This window comes from Actinomadura kijaniata NBRC 14229 (genome assembly GCF_001552175.1).
Classification (GTDB): domain Bacteria; phylum Actinomycetota; class Actinomycetes; order Streptosporangiales; family Streptosporangiaceae; genus Spirillospora; species Spirillospora kijaniata.
Genome location: NZ_BCQR01000065.1, coordinates 9613 through 27292 on the forward strand (window position 1 = coordinate 9613; position 17680 = coordinate 27292).

6 protein-coding genes are annotated in these 17680 nt (G+C 75.7%); 5 read left to right on the forward strand and 1 reads right to left on the reverse strand.

The window, feature by feature from the left end:
• The first annotated feature begins 1 nt into the window (after position 1).
• Genes AKI01S_RS21150 through AKI01S_RS50760 form a run of 3 tightly spaced genes read left to right on the forward strand, consistent with a single transcriptional unit; the run spans position 2 to position 11249 of the window.
• A complete protein-coding gene (locus AKI01S_RS21150) occupies positions 2–4954 on the forward strand; it encodes a hypothetical protein (RefSeq protein ID WP_067820526.1) in 4953 nt (1650 codons plus the stop codon).
• On the forward strand, positions 4951–9456 hold the full coding sequence (locus AKI01S_RS21155; protein ID WP_067820529.1) for a hypothetical protein: 4506 nt from the start codon (positions 4951–4953) through the stop codon (positions 9454–9456). Before AKI01S_RS21150 ends, AKI01S_RS21155 begins: the two co-directional genes overlap by 4 nt.
• On the forward strand, positions 9453–11249 hold the full coding sequence (locus AKI01S_RS50760) for a hypothetical protein (RefSeq protein WP_067820533.1): 1797 nt from the start codon (positions 9453–9455) through the stop codon (positions 11247–11249). The genes AKI01S_RS21155 and AKI01S_RS50760 overlap by 4 nt, the downstream gene beginning before the upstream one ends.
• Here AKI01S_RS50760 and AKI01S_RS21165 read toward each other — a convergent pair.
• Positions 11225–14086, reverse strand: a complete 2862-nt coding sequence (locus AKI01S_RS21165) for an ATP-binding protein (RefSeq protein ID WP_169813988.1) — start codon at positions 14084–14086, stop codon at positions 11225–11227. The two genes, AKI01S_RS50760 and AKI01S_RS21165, sit on opposite strands and share 25 nt — an antisense overlap.
• A gap of 973 nt (positions 14087–15059) precedes the next feature.
• Between AKI01S_RS21165 and AKI01S_RS21170 the strand changes: the two genes are divergently transcribed.
• On the forward strand, positions 15060–16028 hold the full coding sequence (locus AKI01S_RS21170; protein WP_169813989.1) for a Clp protease N-terminal domain-containing protein: 969 nt from the start codon (positions 15060–15062) through the stop codon (positions 16026–16028).
• A gap of 692 nt (positions 16029–16720) precedes the next feature.
• Positions 16721–17605: a serine/threonine-protein kinase gene (locus tag AKI01S_RS21180; RefSeq protein ID WP_157419982.1), complete on the forward strand. Its 885-nt coding sequence runs from the start codon at positions 16721–16723 to the stop codon at positions 17603–17605.
• The last annotated feature ends 75 nt before the right edge of the window (positions 17606–17680 follow it).

Consider the following 17680-nt stretch of genomic DNA (forward strand, 5'->3'; position numbering starts at 1 on the left):
CATGGCGGCCGGACTGCGCTTTCTGCCCTGGGTCCGCGACGGTGTGGCCCGCGCCGTCACCGGGACCGATCCGCGGACCGGGTCCCTGCCGCGCGTGCGCGGCGAGGTCCCGCTGCACGTGGAGTTCACCGCCGACGACGGGCGGGTGATCCCCGCCGACACCACCGCGGTGGTCCACGGCCCCGGCGACGTCACCGGCCTGGACGAGCGGCAGATCATCCGGAGCTTCCCCGCGCCCGGCACCGACGGCGCGGAGGACACCCTGTTCGCCGCGGTGGAGTTCGACCGTCCCGACCTGCCCTGGGCGTTCACCCCGGCCCAGGCCGACGGCCAGGGACGGCTGCGTCCCTGGCTGGTCCTGGTCGCCGTCCCGGCCGAGGACGCCGAGATGGCCACGCCCGCCGGAGCGCTGCCGACCCTCACCTGCAAGGTCGGCGAGCTGCCGCCGCTGGCCGAGTCGTGGGCGTGGGCACACGCCCAGGTGCTGCTCACCGGGGACGGCGACGACGTCGCGGCCGTCCTGCGCGACCACCCCGAGCGGTCCCTGTCGCGGCTGGTCTGCCCGCGCCGGCTCCGCGCCGGTACCCGCTACCACGCGGCCGTGGTCCCCGCCTTCGAGGCGGGCCGGCTGGCGGGTACCGGGGGTCGGCCTCCCCAAACCGGAACGCTGGTGCCCGCCTGGGGCCCCGAATCGCCCAGGCCCGGCGCGCAGGACGTCGTCGTGCTGCCCGCCTACCACCACTGGTCGTTCACCACCGGCCCGGCCGGCGACTTCGAGTCCCTGGTCCGCCGGCTCCGCGCCCGGCCGCTGCCGCCGGAGGCCGGCAAGCGGCCCGTGGACGTCTCCGCCCCCGGCGGCGGCCTGCCCGTCACCGCACCCCCGGGCCGGGAGGGCACCTCGGTGCTCGGCTTCGAGGGCGCCCTGGCCGCACCGTCGATGGAACCCACCGTCTGGGACGAGCAGGTCCGGGCGTCCTGGCGGCAGGTCATCGAACTGTTGCTCCAGGACACCGACGAGTGGCTCACCCCGCCGCTGTACGGCGCCGTCCACGCGGACGCCACCGGCCTGCCCGCGGGCGAGCCGGCGTGGCTGCGCGAGCTGAACCTCGATCCGCGCCACCGGGCCGCCGCCGCGCTCGGCACCGAGGTCGTGCAGCGCCACCAGGAGGAACTGGCCGCGGCCGCGTGGGAGGCGGCGGCGGCCGTGCGGGACCTGAACGAGCGGCTGCTGCCCGGGCAGGCGGCGCGGGAGGTGTCGGCCGAGCTGCACGCCAAGCGGCTCGACCCGGAGCGGCCCGGCCGGGCCCTCGGCGATCCGCAGCTGCTCGCCGTCACAGGCCCGGTCCTCGGCGCGGTGGAGGCCCCTTCCGCGAGCGCCGCTCCCGCCGGAGAAGGACCGTCGGTGGGAGACGAGCTGGCCGACAACGCGGGGCTGCGGGCGGCCACCTCGGTGCCGATGCGCCGGCTGCTGCGGCCCCGCGGCCCCCTGGCGACGCGCGCTGGCGCCGCGCCCGCCGCGGTGGAACGGCTCGCCACCGGCGAGACGGCCGTCCCGCCCGCCGACGTCCCCGCCGGGGGCGCCCCGTTCGAGCAGGTGACCGGCCGCCCCCTCGGCACACTGGACGAGGCGTCCCTCCGGGCAGCGATGGCCGACCCCTGGTGGGACGTCACCCGGACCGGCGCGACGGCCTCCGCGAGTGACCCCACGGCCGCGTCCGACGATGAGTCCCCCGCGGTGTCGGACGACGTGGCGCGGACGGTCGCCTCGTCGGGCGGGGACATGGTGCAGGGCCGGTTCTTCATCGCCACCGACGACGGCCACCTGTTCGAGCGCCGGTGGATCGAGGGCCGCTGGCTGTGGCTGGACCACGGCCGGCCGCCGAGCGGCGCGGCCGTGATCTCCCACGGCGTGGCGCTGGGCGACGGCGGGCGGCTCGGTGTGCTGGTCCGCGTGGCCGACGGGAGGCTGTGGGAGCGGCGCTGGGACCGGCTGCCGGGGATCTGGGTGTGGGAGGACCGCGGATCCCCGCCGGGCGGCCTGCGCAGCGACCCGCACGCCCACGGCACCAGCGTCTACGTGATCGGCGGCGACCGTGGCCTGCACGCCTGCGACTTCGATCCCGCGACCTCCACCTGGACGTGGCGGGAGCTCGGCAAGCCCTCCACCATCAGCCCCAAGGAGCTGGCCGTTGGCCCGCTCGCGACCCGCAGCCGCGACTTCATCTACGTGAAGACCAACCTCGGGGGGCTCCACGCGTGCGTCCGGCAGTCGAGCCCCCCGATCTGGCTCGACCTCAAGGTCGGGGACGGCGCCGTGCCGCTGATCAACGGCAACCTCTCGGCCGCCCATCCGGGCTACGCCGGCTTCCGGGGCATGGCCTACGCCTCCACGGACGGCCACCTGATCCTCACCCGCGGCGACCTGCGTCCGATCCGGAACTTCTGGACGCCCTACGACGGCACGTCGGTGGTGTCGGTGGCGCGGCAGAGCGGCAAGGACTCCCACGGCCGTTCCACCATCGGCGTGCTCGTGGTCCCCGGCAACGACCCCGACGACGTGTCGCTGTGCCGGCTCGACCACGCCATCGACGACCAGTGGAACTGGAGCGGCACGCGGCTGCGCCCGCCGGCCGGCGGGCTGTCGCTGTGGCAGCCCGGCCCGGTCGTTCAGCGGGCGGGGCGCGACACCGAGCTGTTCGCCGTCACGACCGACGGACGGATGGTGTCGGTCGACCACAACGCCCAGTGGACAGATCACGGTTTCCCCCGGGACGTGCGGGGCACCGGCGCCCCCGACGCCGTCCCTCCGGCCGAGACGCGGTGGGCGGCCCGCGTCGGCCTGTTCTCGTCCCTGATCGTCGCCGACTTCTCCCGAGAGGGCGGCGCCGGGCGCGTCCGGCACCGGGTCGCGCACGGCTTCGACGCCGACGGGCGGCTCGGCGGGTTCTCCGCCGCCCGCACCGGCCCCGACTTCGGCGGCATGCAGGTGGGGGTGATGGCGGTGGCGGTGGGACGGATCACCGCGTCCGGTCCGCAGGCCATGGTGGTGCTGGGCACCGATCTCGGCGGCGTCACCTACCAGGTCGGCTTCGACCTGGACGCCGAGGGCGTGCCCGCCCGCTGGGGCCCGCCGCGCCCCGTGCACGACCCGTTCGGCACCGTCATGAGCGGCGCCGACATCGCGCTGGCCGACCTGGACGGCGACGGCCGGGCCGAACTGGTCCTCGTCTACACCTCCGGCGACAGGATCTGCTACCGGATCGGCTGGCGGCTGTCCGACGACGGCGCCGTCACCGGCGGCTGGGGCGACACGGTGACGCTGCCCTACACCGTCGGCGGGCTCGGCGACGTGGCGGTCGACGTCGCCGACCTCGGCCAGGACCTGCGGCCCGACCTGGTGGTGCTGTGGACCGGCTGGAACGAGTGGGGCCGCGTCGTCGCCAGGTACGGCTTCGGCCGGACGCTGAACCGCCGCGGCGTCGTCCTCGGCGGCTGGAGCGAGCCCGTCACCGTCCCGGAGGACCGGGAGGCCGGCTGGGAGCACGGAGCGGGGATCGTCGTCGCCGACTTCAGCGGAACCCGCCGCCCCGACCTGCTGGTCTACCGCGTCGGGGCGACCGCCGACGGCAACGACGCCGCCTACCGCATCGGATTCGACCTCGATCCCGACGGGTCCGCCACCGGCTGGAGCGAGTCGCGCCCGGTCGAGCGGCTGCCCGGCGCGTCGGTCCGCGGCGGCGGCGTCGCGCTCGCCGACCTGCGGCCGAGCCTGGTCGCCGACCGCGCCGCCATGGGCGACGACTTCATGAAGGCGGCGCTGCGGCACCAGCGGTACCTCGCCCCCGCCCAGGCCCTCGCCCGGGACGCGCGCGGCGCGACCGTGCCGGTCGGCGCCACGGCGGCGGCCGTCCGCGACCGGCTCCGGCCGGAGCGGACGGTGCCGCGCAAGGTGCTGGCCGGCCTGACGCTCGGGGACGGGCCGCTCGCCGAGGCGATCCCCGACACCGGCGACCCGCTGCGGCGGCTGCTCGCGGGCGTGTCGTTCGCCGTGCCCGCCTACGAGCTGCTGCGCGGCCTGTCGCAGGAGAACGTCGTCCCCGGCCTGTCGGAGGTGACGCCCGAGACGCTGACCGCGCTGGCGGCGAACCCGCGCTTCATCGAGGCGTTCATGGTGGGCCTGAACCACGAGACGAGCCGGGAGATGCTCTGGCGGGAGTTCCCCGCCGACCCGCGCAACACCTGGTTCCGGCAGTTCTGGGACGTGCGGAACGCGGTCTCGGCCGGCGCGCCGCTGACCGACATCCCGCCGCTCACCGACCCCGCGTGGGGCACCGGGCCGCTCGGCTCCCACCTCACCGCGGTCGGCGCGCCGGGGGAGCGGTCGCTGATCCTCGTCGTCCGCGGCGAGGTGCTGCGCCGCTACCCCGCCACCGCCGTCACGATGCGCGCGGCGACCTGGACGGCGGCCGGGCGGCGCGACGTCACGGGTCCGGACGTGCTGCCGATCTTCCACGCCCGGCTGGAGCCCGACCTGCTGCTGTTCGGCTTTCCGCTGACGGCCGAGCAGGCCCGCGGCGACGCCGACCCGGACGCCGGGAGGCCCGGCCACTTCTTCCTGCTGCGCGAGCAGCCCACCGCGCCGCGCTTCGGCGTGGACGGCCCACCCGGCGACTGGGTGCCGGGCACGCCCTGGTCGGGAGCCCACTGGGACGACCTGCACTGGGGCCATCTCCCGGCGGACGCGCTGTTCCTGTCGCCGGGCGCGGGGGGCTTCGGCACCGAGCCGCTGGACGGCGCGGTGTTCGGCCGCAACGCCGCCGACATGGCCCGCGTCGCCCTGCAACGTCCCGCGCTCGTCGCCCGGCACGCGAGCGACCTGCTGCCCGCCGAGCCGGAGCCGGCCGCCCTCGCCGGAGCCGCCGGAACCCTGCGAGCCCCTGGAGCCCTCGGATGACCCGATCACTGACCGACCAGGCCCCGGCGACCGACCAGGCCGCGGGCTGGTCGCTGTCCACGCGGTACCCGGTGACGCTGCTGCCCGTCCGCCTGGAGACCAGGTTCGACGGCACCCGGCTGCTCGTCCGGGTCTACCCCGACCAGATCCACGTCGACTCGCACGAGGCCGAGCTGACCGCCGCGGAACGGCAGGCGGGCCGCCGTTACTGGGAGGGCGCCGGCACGTCCGAGGCATGGGAGGAGCTCGTCCGGTACCACGGCGCGCCCCGCGCGACCTGGATCGCCCGGGTGATGCAGCCGGACGCCACCGGCGACTTCCCCGACCCCCTCGATCGCACCGGCACCTGGACGCGGGCACCGCTCGCCCGGGCGATGCCCACCCGCTGGAGGTTCTTCGCCCGTTTCGCCGGGGGACGGGCCATCGAGGCGGACTTCCCCCACGAGGTGCGGGCGGACCTGGCGGTCGGCCCGTCGCCCACCGGGTCCCAGGACGGCGCGGAGGACGGCGCGGCCCGCCCGCTCACCGACGAGGACCCTCCGGTCGACGAGGGCATGCGGTGGCTGGTCGACTTCCCGGCCGCGGTGGACGCCGGGATGGCGGCCGTCATCGAGGGCGTCACCGAGCACGTCGAGTTCCTCGCCGTGTATGGCGTGGACGAGGGCGCCACCCCGGCGCGGGGCGCCACCATCCTGTCGGAGCTGCTGGAGGCGCAGGCCGCGACGGCCGGGCTCGGCTTCGTCCCGCCCGGCACCCCGACCAACAACACCGAGACCGCGTCCAGCGGCTACGCGCCCCGGTCGCGCGAGGCGGCGCTCTCGGCGCGGGTGACCGGGACGCCCGCGACGGCGGCCCGCCCGGAGAGCGCGGCGGCGCTGCTCGCGGACGCACTGGGCCTCCCGCTGACCCCTCCGGACGGCGACGTCCTGGCACGGACGCGGTGCGGCCCCGTCCCGTCCGGGGCGGCCACCGCGCTCGGCCGCGCCCCGAACGGCTCCGACGACCTGCGTCTTCCCGGAGCCGAGGTGCGGCGGCTGCTCTGGCCGGTCGGGCTCGACTACCTCGTCCGCCACCTGATGGACGGCGCGCAGGTGGGCTGGACCGCCGACCTTCCCGCCATCCGCTCGCACTTCGTCTCCCACGTCCACCCCGACGGGCCGCTGCCGACGCTGCGCGTGGGCGCCCAGGTCTACGGGATGCTGCCCGTCGCGGCGATGGCCCGGTGGAAGCCCGGCGGCCCGGGCGAGGCGAGGGCGGTCGGCCTGCTCGTCCGGCTGCTGAACCGGGTGTGGGCGCGGTCGCCGGTGCCGCGCGTCCGCCCCGGCCTCGACGACCCCGACGGCGTCATGCTCGACATCCTGGCCACCGACGCGCTCCCGCGCGAGATGCGGGTGCGCGGCATGCTGGGCAACGAGTACATCGCCTGGCTGTGGCGGTTCGCCCGCCTGGAACTCGGCGGCGGCTGGCGCGAGCAGGTGGCCGGACCGTCCCGGGAGCTGTTCACCGACCTCGAACTCGCGACGGCCGACGATCCGCGGCTGGCCACGGCGGTCTTCGCCGACAAGTCGATCCGGCTGGGCACGCCGGTGGCGGGCGCCGACCGGGCGGCGATCCGGGCGTACCTGACGGAACTGGCCGCGCCGGGGCTGCGCGCCGACCAGGTCCCCGTGCCGCCCGGCCCGGTGCCGCTCTTCCGGCGGCTGCTGCGGGCGGCGCTGCTGGGGGAGCACTCCAACGCCGCCGGGCTGATCGAGGGCGTCGGGCAGATCCCCGACCCCGAGCTGGTGGACATCTTCCCCCGCGAGGTGACCTCGACGCTGGCGAGGCGCCTCGCCCAGCCGTTCCCGCTGCCCGGCGGCGGAACCGACCCGGCGCTGACGGTCGGTGACTACCTCGCCGCCGCCCGGCGGCCGGACGACGGGCGGCACGCGACCGTCACCGCCGGGATCCGGGAGTTCCGCGCCGCCCTCGACCGGCTGGTGCGGCTCGACGTCGCTCCCGAACGCCTGGAACGCGAGGTGGCGGGGACACTGGCCCTGACCGCGCACCGGCTGGACGCCTGGATCACCTCGTTCCCCGCGCGCCGGCTGGAACGGCTCGTCCGGGAGCGCCCCGCCGGGGAGGCCGCCGGGACGCACATCGGTGGCTACGGGTGGGTCTGCGACCTGACGCCGCCCTCGGGCACGAGGGACCAGGTGCCGCTGCCCGACGGGGTTCCGGAGGGGGCGCTCCACCCGGCGCCCGACGGCGCCGGGCACGTGCACGCGCCCTCGCTCGCCCAGGCCGTCACGGCGGCCGTGCTGCGCAGCGGCTGGCGCTCCCACGGCGGCGGGAACGCCGTCCCCGGGGGCGCCGCTCCCGCCGAGGAAGCGGGCAATCCGCTGGCCATCGACCTGACGTCGCGGCGGGTGCGGCTGGCCGAGCAGCTCATCGCCGGCGTCCGCGCCGGGCAGCCCCTCGGCCTGCTGCTCGGCTACCGGTTCGAACGCGGCCTGCACGAGCACCCCGACGGGCCCCTCGACCAGCACCTGCCGCTGTTCCGGGCCGCCGCGCCCGTCCGCGCGCACACCGTCACCCCCGACGGGACCGCGGAACCGGCCGTCGAGTCGACCGCGGTGACCGACGGGCTGGAACTGCACCGGCTGTACCGCGCGGGCGACCTGACGGCCGAGCTCGCGTCGCTTCCCTCCGGCGACCGGACGGCGGTCGAGGAGATCCTGGCCGACGTCGCCGGCGCGCTCGACGCGGTCGGGGACGCGCTGCTCGCCGAAGGCGTCCACCAGATCGCCCAGGGCAACGCCACGCGGGCCGCCGCCGCCCTCGACGCCTCCGCGCACGGCGCGAGCACCCCGCCGGAGCTCCAGTTCTGCCGCACGGCCGACAACGGCGCGGCGGTCACCCACCGGGTGCTCCTGCTGTTCAACCACGACGCCCGGTTCGACAAGCTGCGCTGGGGGGCCGGCGTCACCGACCAGCCACGGGTCGTCGCGGCGGCCCCCGCCGACGCGGTCGCCACCGCTCTGCTGCCGCCGAACTGGCGGGTCAGGTGGCGCAACACCTGGCGGTCCCCGGACGGGACGACCAGCCTCGTCCAGCCGCCGCTCAGCCTCGACTACCTGCAGATCCCCGCCATCGACCACATCGCCGCCCCGGTCCGGGGCGCGCGTCCGGACACCGGGGCCGAGCTGGAGCGGCGCATCGAGGCGGCCGCCTGGGCGCGCCGCGACACGGCGAGGATCGGCGCGGACTGGACGCTGGAGCCCGGCTTCGAGCGGGATCCCGGATGGCCGTACGACCAGGTGTCGCTCGCCGAGTTCCTGGAGGCCGCCTCGGCGGTGCGCCGGCTGCTCACGCAGTCCCGGCAGCTGGAGGCCGCCGACCTCCTCGGTCCCGACTCCGCCGCCGAGACCGGGTTCGACCAGGCCACCCGCAACCGCGCCGACTTCGCCTGGCAGCTCGTCGGCACGGCCATCACCGGCCTGGCCGGGGCCAACGACACCGCGGTGCGCCCGGCCCTGCGGACCGCCGCCGGGTTCGGCGTGCTCGGCGCGGTCGCCCCGCCGCCGCGCGCCGGCACCGCGCAGCAGGTCCTGGAGCAGGCCGCGTCGGCGCGGACGGAGCTCCGGCAGCGCAGGCTGGCGCACTGCCGGCTGGTCGCCGAGTTCCGGGAACGCCCGCTGACCTGCACGGCGGAGGCGTGCGGCTGCGCCATCGCCGACTTCGACCTCCCGGCGGGCCCACCGGCGCGGCGCCGCGAGTTCCAGGCCGCCCGGCTCAGGGCGCTGTTCGGCCAGGACCTTCCCGTCCTGCAGTCCGTCGCGGTGCCCGGCCCGCTCCCGCTCGCCGCCGCGCTCGCGGCCGGGTTGGAGGGCGGCTCCGCGCGCGCCGTCCGGCGCTGGCTGGCCAAGTACGGCCGGGTGCGGCCGAAGCTGGCGAACCTCCACAAGGCGCTGATCTACACCGAGGCCCTGACCGGGGTCGGCGCGACCGCCGTGCCCGCCACGGTCCGCGCCGTCCAGCTCCCCTGGAAACCGGGCGACCGGTGGGCCGGGGAGAACCCGCCCGACGGGGACGTCGTCTCCATGGTGGTCGTCACGCTCGGGGACCTGGACCTCACCCGGCCCGTGTCGGGTCTCGTCGTGGACGAGTGGACCGAGGCCGTCCCGGCCGCCCGGCAGACGACCGGGCTGGCCTTCGAGCATGACGCCCCCGGCGCCGCCGCGCCACAGGCCGTGCTGGTCGCCGTGCCCGCCGACGACGCGCCCACCTGGGATCCGGACGCCATCCTGCAGACGCTCAACTGGGCCTTCGCCCTGACCCGGACCCGCGCCGCCGACCTCGACTCGCTCGGCGCGGCCGGGCAGATCCTGCCCGCCGCCTACTTCCCGGTGAACATGGCCGAACCGCAGACGTCGACCGACTTCGTCCCGGACGCGCCGGACCCCGCCGCCACCACGGCATCGGCCACCACGGAGCCGGCCACCACGGAGGGAACCAGATGACCGCCCCCGACACCCGGGACGCCGTTCAGCCCGCCCAGCCCGAGCACGTCCCGTCGATCACCACCTGGAGCCGACTGGAGCCGCGCACCCGCGCGGAGGACCTCAGCCCGGCGCTGGAGGCCCGCACCGCCGACCCGCTCTGGCTGCTGGCCCGGCAGTGGCAGCTCGGCGAGTTCCAGGGCGAGGACGCCGGAACGCCGGTGCTGGCCAGACTCGACGTCGAGTCCGCACGGTTCACCGCGGTACGGTACGGGCCCTCGGGCGCGCCGGTGGCGCCGCTGCCCGCCGACCGTCCGCTGGAGTCGGCCGTCGAGGCCGAGGACGCGTTCGGGGCCCACGACCTGCGCTGGGCCGCCGAGACCGGGCAGGAGCTGCTGCGGTTCCTGGCCGAGCACGGCGCCGGCGCGGTGCGCGCGAGCGTCGTCGCGCGCTACCCGGTCCCGGGCGCGCCCGCCGCCGGGCCGTCCGCGGTCGACGAGACGACGGCCGGCTACCTGCGGATCATGGCGGGCCGGGTGCCCCACGGCACGGACGTCCTGCGCGACCACGCCAGGGGCCGCTTCCCGGGGACGGTGGGTGTCCCGCCCGAGCTGTCGGCGGCCGTCGCCGCCGCGGTCGCCGACTGGCTGGCCTGGCTCCGGGTGGGGGAGGGCCCCGTGCCGGACGGGTTCCTGCCGCTGGTCGACACCCCGGGCGCGGACGCCGGCGCCTGGCGGCGCGAACGGATGGAGTACGCCTTCGCGGCCGCCGCCTCGGACTCCGGAGGCGAGACGGTGCTCACCGCTCCCGAGTACGACGGCGACCGGCTCGACTGGTACCAGCTCGACCACGATCCCGGCGTGTCGCTCGGCGCCCCCGCCGCCACCGAGCGCCGCACCCACGTCGTCGTCCCGACCGTGGCCGCCTATCCCGGGATGCCGGCGACGCGGTTCTGGCAGATGGAGGACGCCGACGTCAACCTCGGTCAGGTCGGCGCGGGCACCACCGACCTGGCCCGGATGATCCTGCTGGAGTACGCCACCGTCTACGCCAACGACCACTTCGTCGTTCCGGTGGAGGTGCCCGGCGGTTCCCTCACCCGCGTCCGCTCGCTCGTGGTGACCGACAGCTTCGGCATCCGCACCCTCGTGCCCCCGGCGCCCTACGGCGACACCGTCCCCGGGCGCGGCTGGGGGCTGTTCCGGCCCGCGTCGGCGCACGACGGGCCGCCGGTGCCCCTGCTCGTGCTGCCGCCGGCCGCCTTCTCGGCGCAGCGGTCCGCGCCCGTCGAGGAGGTGAGGTTCCTCCGCGACGAGACCGCCAACCTCGCCTGGGCCGTCGAACGGACCGTCACCGGCGTCACCGGCGAGCCGATCGACCGGGACGGCCAGACCCCGCGCGCCGGGATCCCCCCGCGCGCCGAGGTCCCCGGCCTGCCCGACCTCACCTACACCTTCGCGACCACGGTGCCGGAGAACTGGGTGCCGCTCGTCCCGGCGCCGCACGACGGGCGGCCCGGTGACGTCCGGCTGCGCCGCCTCCCTCTGCGGCAGCCCACCCGGGACGGGACCCCGGCACCGGTGATCGGGCACAGCCGCGTCCTCGACTGGACGATCGACCCCGCCACCGGGCGGGTGGTGAGGCTGGAGATCCCGGAGGAGGAGGTCGGCCGTGCCGGGGTCCGCGTCGTCCGCGAGTGGCGGCTCGCCCGCTGGACGGACGGCTCGGTGCGCCTGTGGCTCGCCCGCGCCAAGCGCACCGGAGGCGGCACCGCCTCCAGCGGCCTGCGTTACGACGCCGTCGGACCACGCTGACCCCTCCGCTCGGCGGCAGGCGGGAAGCGGGCCGCGCGCCGGTCGGGATCCGGGGAGGCGGCACCGGAGAGCAGCAGCGCGGCGAGTTCGGTACGGCTGCGGACGCGCATCTTGGTGAAGACGCGCTTCAGGTGCGTCTCCACGGTGTACCTGGAGATGAACGCCCGCTCGGCGATCTGCGGGTTGGTGAGGCCCTCGGCGATGAGCGCGGCGATGTTCCGTTCGGTCGGCGTCAGCGCCTGCCAGCCGTGCGCGGGACGGTCCGGGCGGCGCCGCCGCGCCCCCGGCCGCACGCCGAGCGCCCGGAGCGCGGCGGTGGCGCGGGCGGCGTCCCGCTTCGCGCCCAGCGGCTCGAAACGTTCCAGCGCCTCGGCTAGCATCCGCCGCGCGTCCGCCGGACGGCCATCGCGCGCCAGCGCCACCGCCGCGCTCTCGGCCGCCAGCCCGTGCTCGAAGCCGCGGGACCCCTTCCGATACGCCTCGACCGACGCCACCAGCGTGCCGGTGTCCCCGCGGGCCAGGCCGACGCAGTGCAGGCCCAGGGCCTCGGCGGTGGGAGTGCCGGCGCGTCCGCCGTACACCGCGGCCGCCTCGGCGATCGCCGAGGCGGACCCCGTGTCGCCGGCCACCACCGCGAGCCGCACCGCGTCCACGGCGGGCAGCCGGTTGCCGAGCATCCCGCAGCCGGCCAGCGCCCGCCAGGCGCGCGCCGCCGTCCGCGCCGCCGCGTCCGCCTCGCCCCCGGCCTCCCGGAGCAGGGACTCGATCCACAACGACCACCCCCGGCCGGTCGCGAACTCGGGGGCGTCGGACGCCTCCAGCGCCCGCCTGGTCTCCGCCGCCATCCGCCCGGCCGTCCGGAGGTCGTCCCGGGCGAGCGCGATCCGCCCGATCACGGTCTCGGCGAAGAACAGCCAACGGGTGCCGATCTCCTCGTCCAGAACGAGGCCGGACTCGGCCTGCGACAGGGCGGACTCCCAGTCCCCGAAATGGAACCCGCCGAGCGCCCGCACGCCGGGAAAGTACGGCCGGAAGCTGAGCGCGCCGACCTCCTCCATCAGCGTGTGGCCGTCCTGCAGGACGCGCTCGGCGTCGGCCGGCCGGTCGGCGTCCAGCAGCACGAACCCGACGGGGATGTGCGGAAAGAGGAACGCTCCGGGCGCGGGACGCGAGTTCCCGACGGCGGCCAGCCCCCGCTCGCCGAGCACCAGCGCCTCCCGGAGGTCACCCGCCGCGGCCAGCGCCAGGCTCAGGGTGGTCAGCGCGGCCCCGAGCGCCTGCTCGTACTCCCGGCCCCGGATCTCGGCCCGCACCCCCTCCGCACGTCGCCGCCCGGCCGCGACGTCCCCGGCGTAGATGAGCGCGTATGCGGCCCGAGCCTCGAACAGGGCCCGCAGCGGACCGGCGGGCAGCAGCTCCGCGATGGACTCGAAGGCGCACGCGGCCTCCGCCCAGCGGCCCTGCCGGGACAGGGCACGGGCCTGGCCGCTGCGCAGCCTGATCTCGTCCTGCGGAGCCAGTCGCCCGGCCGGGATCGCCGCGGCGACCTCGCGCGCCTCCGCGAACCGGCCCTCCAGCGCCAGCAGCGGCACCAGGTCGGCGCGGACCGCGGCGGCACGGGCCTCGTCCGTGCCCGCCAGCTCCAGGCTCCGTTCGAGATGCCGGATGGCCATTCCCACCGAGTAGGCCGAGACCTCCTCGGCGGCCCTGCGCAGCCAGCCGACGACCTGCGGGTCGCCCGGCTCGCCGCCCTCCGCCAGGTGCGCGGCGACCTGCGCGGTGGGGGCGCCCGCCGCGGCGAGCGCCTGACCGGCCTCGTGGTGCAGCCGGCGCCGGATCGCCGACGGAAGGCTCTCATAGAGCGCGTCCCGCATCATCGGGTGGCGGAACGCGAGCGCGTCCCCGCGTTCCCCGATCAGCCCGTGCGCCACGGCGTCGTTGAGCTGCGGCAGCAACCCCGCCAGCGGCCTGCCCAGCACGCAGGCCAGGTCGCCCGGCGCGAACGACGCCCCGAGCACCGACGCCACCTGCAGCAGCTCCGTCGTCGCCCTCGGCAGATGCCCGAAACGCCGGACGATGACCTCGCGCAGTCCCGGCGGCAAGGGCCCTTCGGCGACATCCGCGACACCGTCGGCCACGGTCACCGAAGCCTCCTCCTGGAAGGCGCGCAGGAGCTGGACGGCGAACAGGGGGTTGCCACCCGCGGCGGCCAGCCGGCGCCGCAGCTCCGCCGACGGCGGCGCCCCGAGAACCCGCTCGCCCAGCGCCCCGACCGCCTCCTCGCCGAGTCCCTCCAGCCGCAGGACCTCCGCCCCCCGCGAGGTCACCCGGTCCAGCAGGGCCGCCAGGTCCGAGCTCCGCGGCTGCGTGCGGAAGGTGCCGACGAGCAGCAGCGGCAGCGCACCGAGGTGACGGACGACGGCGTCGAACGCCCGGAGCGTCTCCCGGTCGGCCCAGTGCAGGTCCTCCAGGGCGAACACCACCGGCCCGCGCGCGGCGAGCCGCTCCAGCCCGGCCAGCAACCCCTCGATCACCTGCAGACCCCGCAGGCCCCTCTCCGCCGGCGCGCCGGCCGGCGAGAGCAGACCCTCCTCGCCCAACGCGGTGGCGAGCGTGCCGAACGGCCGGCTCCCGCCCATCGCGTCAGCCGCCCCCGACAGCGTCCGGGCGCCCCGCCGTCCCGCCCGGGCCAGCAGTGCCTCCAGCAGGTGCGTCTTGCCGATCCCGGGTTCCCCCTCCAGAAAGACGATCTGCCGAGCCCCCTCGGCACTGCGGTCCAGCAACTCGGTCAGCCTGCCGAACTCGGCGGCGCGCCCGATGAGCGAAGGCTCCTGCACGGTCACCTCTTCGCAATCCGCCACAATCGATCTCCAGGACGAAAGGATCATGCCTGGGTTCTCCCGGCCACCGAGCGCCTCTGGCCGATCCCGGACGGAGACCCCGACGCCGTGCCCCGCGCGAAGCACACCGTCCGGAACCGGCGCAAGGCCAGGGACCAGGAGCCGGGCACGGGCCCGCACCCGCCACGAGCGGTGCGGCGGCCCCGCCGAGCGGATCCACGGCCGCGTCCTGGCAGGACGGCGGGGCCCCTCCCCGGCAGCGCCACGTCATCGCCTTGATCACCGTTGACGGGACCTCGCCGCCGGAAACCCCGGCCGTCACCCTGGACGCGGGCGGCGCGACGGGCTGGCCTCACGTCGAGCCGGCTTGCGCAACCGGCGCATCGAGGCGGCACGTGCTGCGACCACTCACCGGCACCTGGCGTCACGTCGCGTTGAACGCCCCGTGGCGTAAGATTTTTCGCCTTTGGGCGCTCCGTGCGCGCCTCGGCGCGCGGCCGGGGCCGGCCTCGCGGTCGTACCGGAGTCGCAAGGCGTCCCCTCGCACGACCGTGCGATGTCGCACCGCATCGTCCGTGCAGAGAAGGTTTCGGTCGCCCTCCTCTTGCACCGGATAGAAAGTCCACCCCGTCCGATGTGAGGCTCTGCGTTGCCGCAGGCAGCAGCCTTTGCCATCAAGATCCGCTCGGATTCTTCCCGCGGGCCCGCCGGCTCCGGCCGCAGCACGCGCTTTCCGGTGAGGCGGGGCGCGGAAGGTGTGCATGCCGTGGGCGGGGCCGTGGTTCCACACCCGCTCGTCCCGGCCCTTGAGGAGGGTCGGGAGATGATATCGCCGCAGGTCACCTGCTCTGCCCCTCATTACCCCTCATTGCTGTGTCGACTTTCCCCAGGGTCGATACCTCCTTTCGGCGTGCTGGTCTCGACCATGGGATGATGCGGCGTTTCCGCGCCCTTGGCCATGATCTTCCGCATGACCTCAGTTTTCTGCGCTGACCAGGCCCTGCGCTCTGTCTTCGGCCCGATCTACGCAATGCGTCATGCCAGCACCCACATCCTGCTGGCCTGCCTGAGCGGGGACCAGGATGTTCAGCGGTTCCTGGCCCCCTACGACCTGACGCCGCAGGTGATCCGCCGGGGCGTCGGGGAGATGGAGCAGGAATCTGGAACGGTCGAGGTCCTGGTGGCCGGGAAGCAGGACCGCTCGCTTGCGCTCAGCACGGCTGGGGCGGCTGCGCTGGTCCGGTGCCAGGAGCAACCGTCGGTGACCAGCTCGGGCGCCGAGCGCTCACCGACCGATCTGCTGGTGGCCATCCTGGACGACCCGTCGTGCGGCGCGGTGCACTACCTGCACGACTGCGGGGTGGAGGTGGCGGCGCTGCAGCGCGCCGTGCGGTCGGGACAGGCCCCCGCCGTGCAGGACGCCGTCCCGCCGGAGCTGCGCTCCACCCGCGACGCCCTGGTGGGCCGGCGCCGCTACAAGCCCCGTGAGCTGGGACAGTTCTGGACGACGCTGCTGGTCAGGGCGATGCCGATCAACGCCGCCGCCCATCCGGTGCTGTGGGCGCGCCTGGAGGCCGGGGAACTGGCCCGCCGGCATGGCGGCAAGGTCCGTACCGACGATGTCCTGCTGGGCATGCTGCGCACCTACGCGGTCGCGCAGGCCTATCCGCATCTGATCAAAGAGACCCAGGCCCACTACGACGGGGGCCGGGCCCTGGTCCAGGCCGGGGTGGACCACCAGGTGGTGCGGGCGGTGATGGCCAGTACCGACCTGGGGCAGGACACGGTACCGCCGCGCGAACTACTCAAGGACACGATGACCGGCGATACCTTCGACCTGCTGGAGCGGCTGCTCAGCGAGCCGGACAACCGCAGCGTCCGGCTGCTGGCGGCACTGGGCGTACAACCGGCCGCTCTACAACGCCCCACCGCATCCTGACCGCTACTGATCCCCGACAGCCGACACCTGCCGACACCTGCCGACTCCGCGCTGATGACCGAGGGCCACGGCACCATCCACATCAGAACGCTGGGTGGCGGTAACCGGCCCTCTCCCGGGCCGCTATCGCCGTTGACCGGGGTTGCTCCATCCCGTCAAGTCACTCGGGCATCTGGTTGTGCTGTGCCGGTTGAGGACCCGGTTGGTCGTTCAAGGACCTTGAACAGTTGCCTGGCGGCGGCGACGCGGATGCGGACCGGCCCGATGGTGTGCAGGGCCCGGTTGAGTCGGCGGTCTCCAGCGTGGTCGAGGCGATGTTCGCCGGTCAGACCGGAGGAAGCGGGGAGGGCTGCCGCATGACCAGGATCTGGGCGGCGCTCAGCCCACCGGTTCCGGGGAGTCCCAGCGGTTGGGGCTCGATCTGTTGGACCAGCAGGGCGAGGTCCTCCTCCCGCGCCTTGACCTCGGCGCGCAGCGCCTGGATCCGAAGTCGGCCGGGCGCGGTAGGCGACCAGGGCCTGATGGTTGACGGCCGCGGTGCAGGGGCGATCGCGCCGTCGCGGGTGGCCGGCAGGACCCGGACCGGGCATGGAACCAAATCACTTCATGGAAGGTCTGTTTCCTGACACGATGCGGGCCGAGGCGGCACCTGGGGCCTGTCGGTTCTCTCTTCGACGTTGGGTGGGCGTTGGATGGATCCCTTGCAGCCCGATGATCCCAGGCGGGTCGGTGACTACCGCCTGGAGGGCCGATTGGGCGCGGGCGGGATGGGACAGGTGTTTTTGGGCCGCTCGCCCGGACGGCACCTGGTCGTGGTGAAGATCATCCGGCTCGACCACGCCCACAGGCCGGAATTCCGCACCCGATTTGCCCGGGAGGTGAAGGCGGCCGGGCGGGTCGGCGGAATACACGCGGCGCGGGTCATCGACGGCGACCCCGACGCCGACCCGCCCTGGATGGTCACCGCCTACACCCCGGGGCCTTCCCTGCACCAGGCCGTGACCGAACATGGGCCCTTGGGCGAGGAGGCGGTGCGTGACCTCGACGGCACCACCATGACCCGGCACGGAGCCCTGCTGGGCACTTACCCCCACATGTCCCCCGAGCATCTCAACGGCCAGGCGTTCACGCCGGCCGGCGACGTGTTCTCCCTCGGCGCCGTCCTGGCCTACGCGGCCACCGGCCGCAGCCCGTTCGACGCTCCCTCCGACTCCCTCATCGCCCGCCGCATCACCGAACCACCCGACCTGGAACGGGTCCCCTCCTCCCTGCGGGACGTGATCGCCGCCTGCCTGGCCCAGCAGCCCCAGGACCGCCCCACACCCCTTCAGCCCTGGTCGCCAAGCTGGGTGATCCCGGCACCCCGGCGGACACCACATCCGATCGCCCGGAATGGACGCCGCCACGCCCGGCCCGCAACGTCACGATGCCCCCCGCTCCCAGCACCTGCGCTCCCGGCGGCCCACCACCGGCCCAGGACGACGACCCGGCCCCCGAGCCCCGAACCGCCGGGGACGGCCTCGGCGGAGCCGACCCCGCCGCCCCCTTCCGCGAGATCACCTCGCCACCCCGCCTGACCCGGCGCCGGGTGCTGGTCCCCGCGGCGACGGCCACGGCGGCGATCGGTGGTGGCACCGCCCTGACCTCCCTGT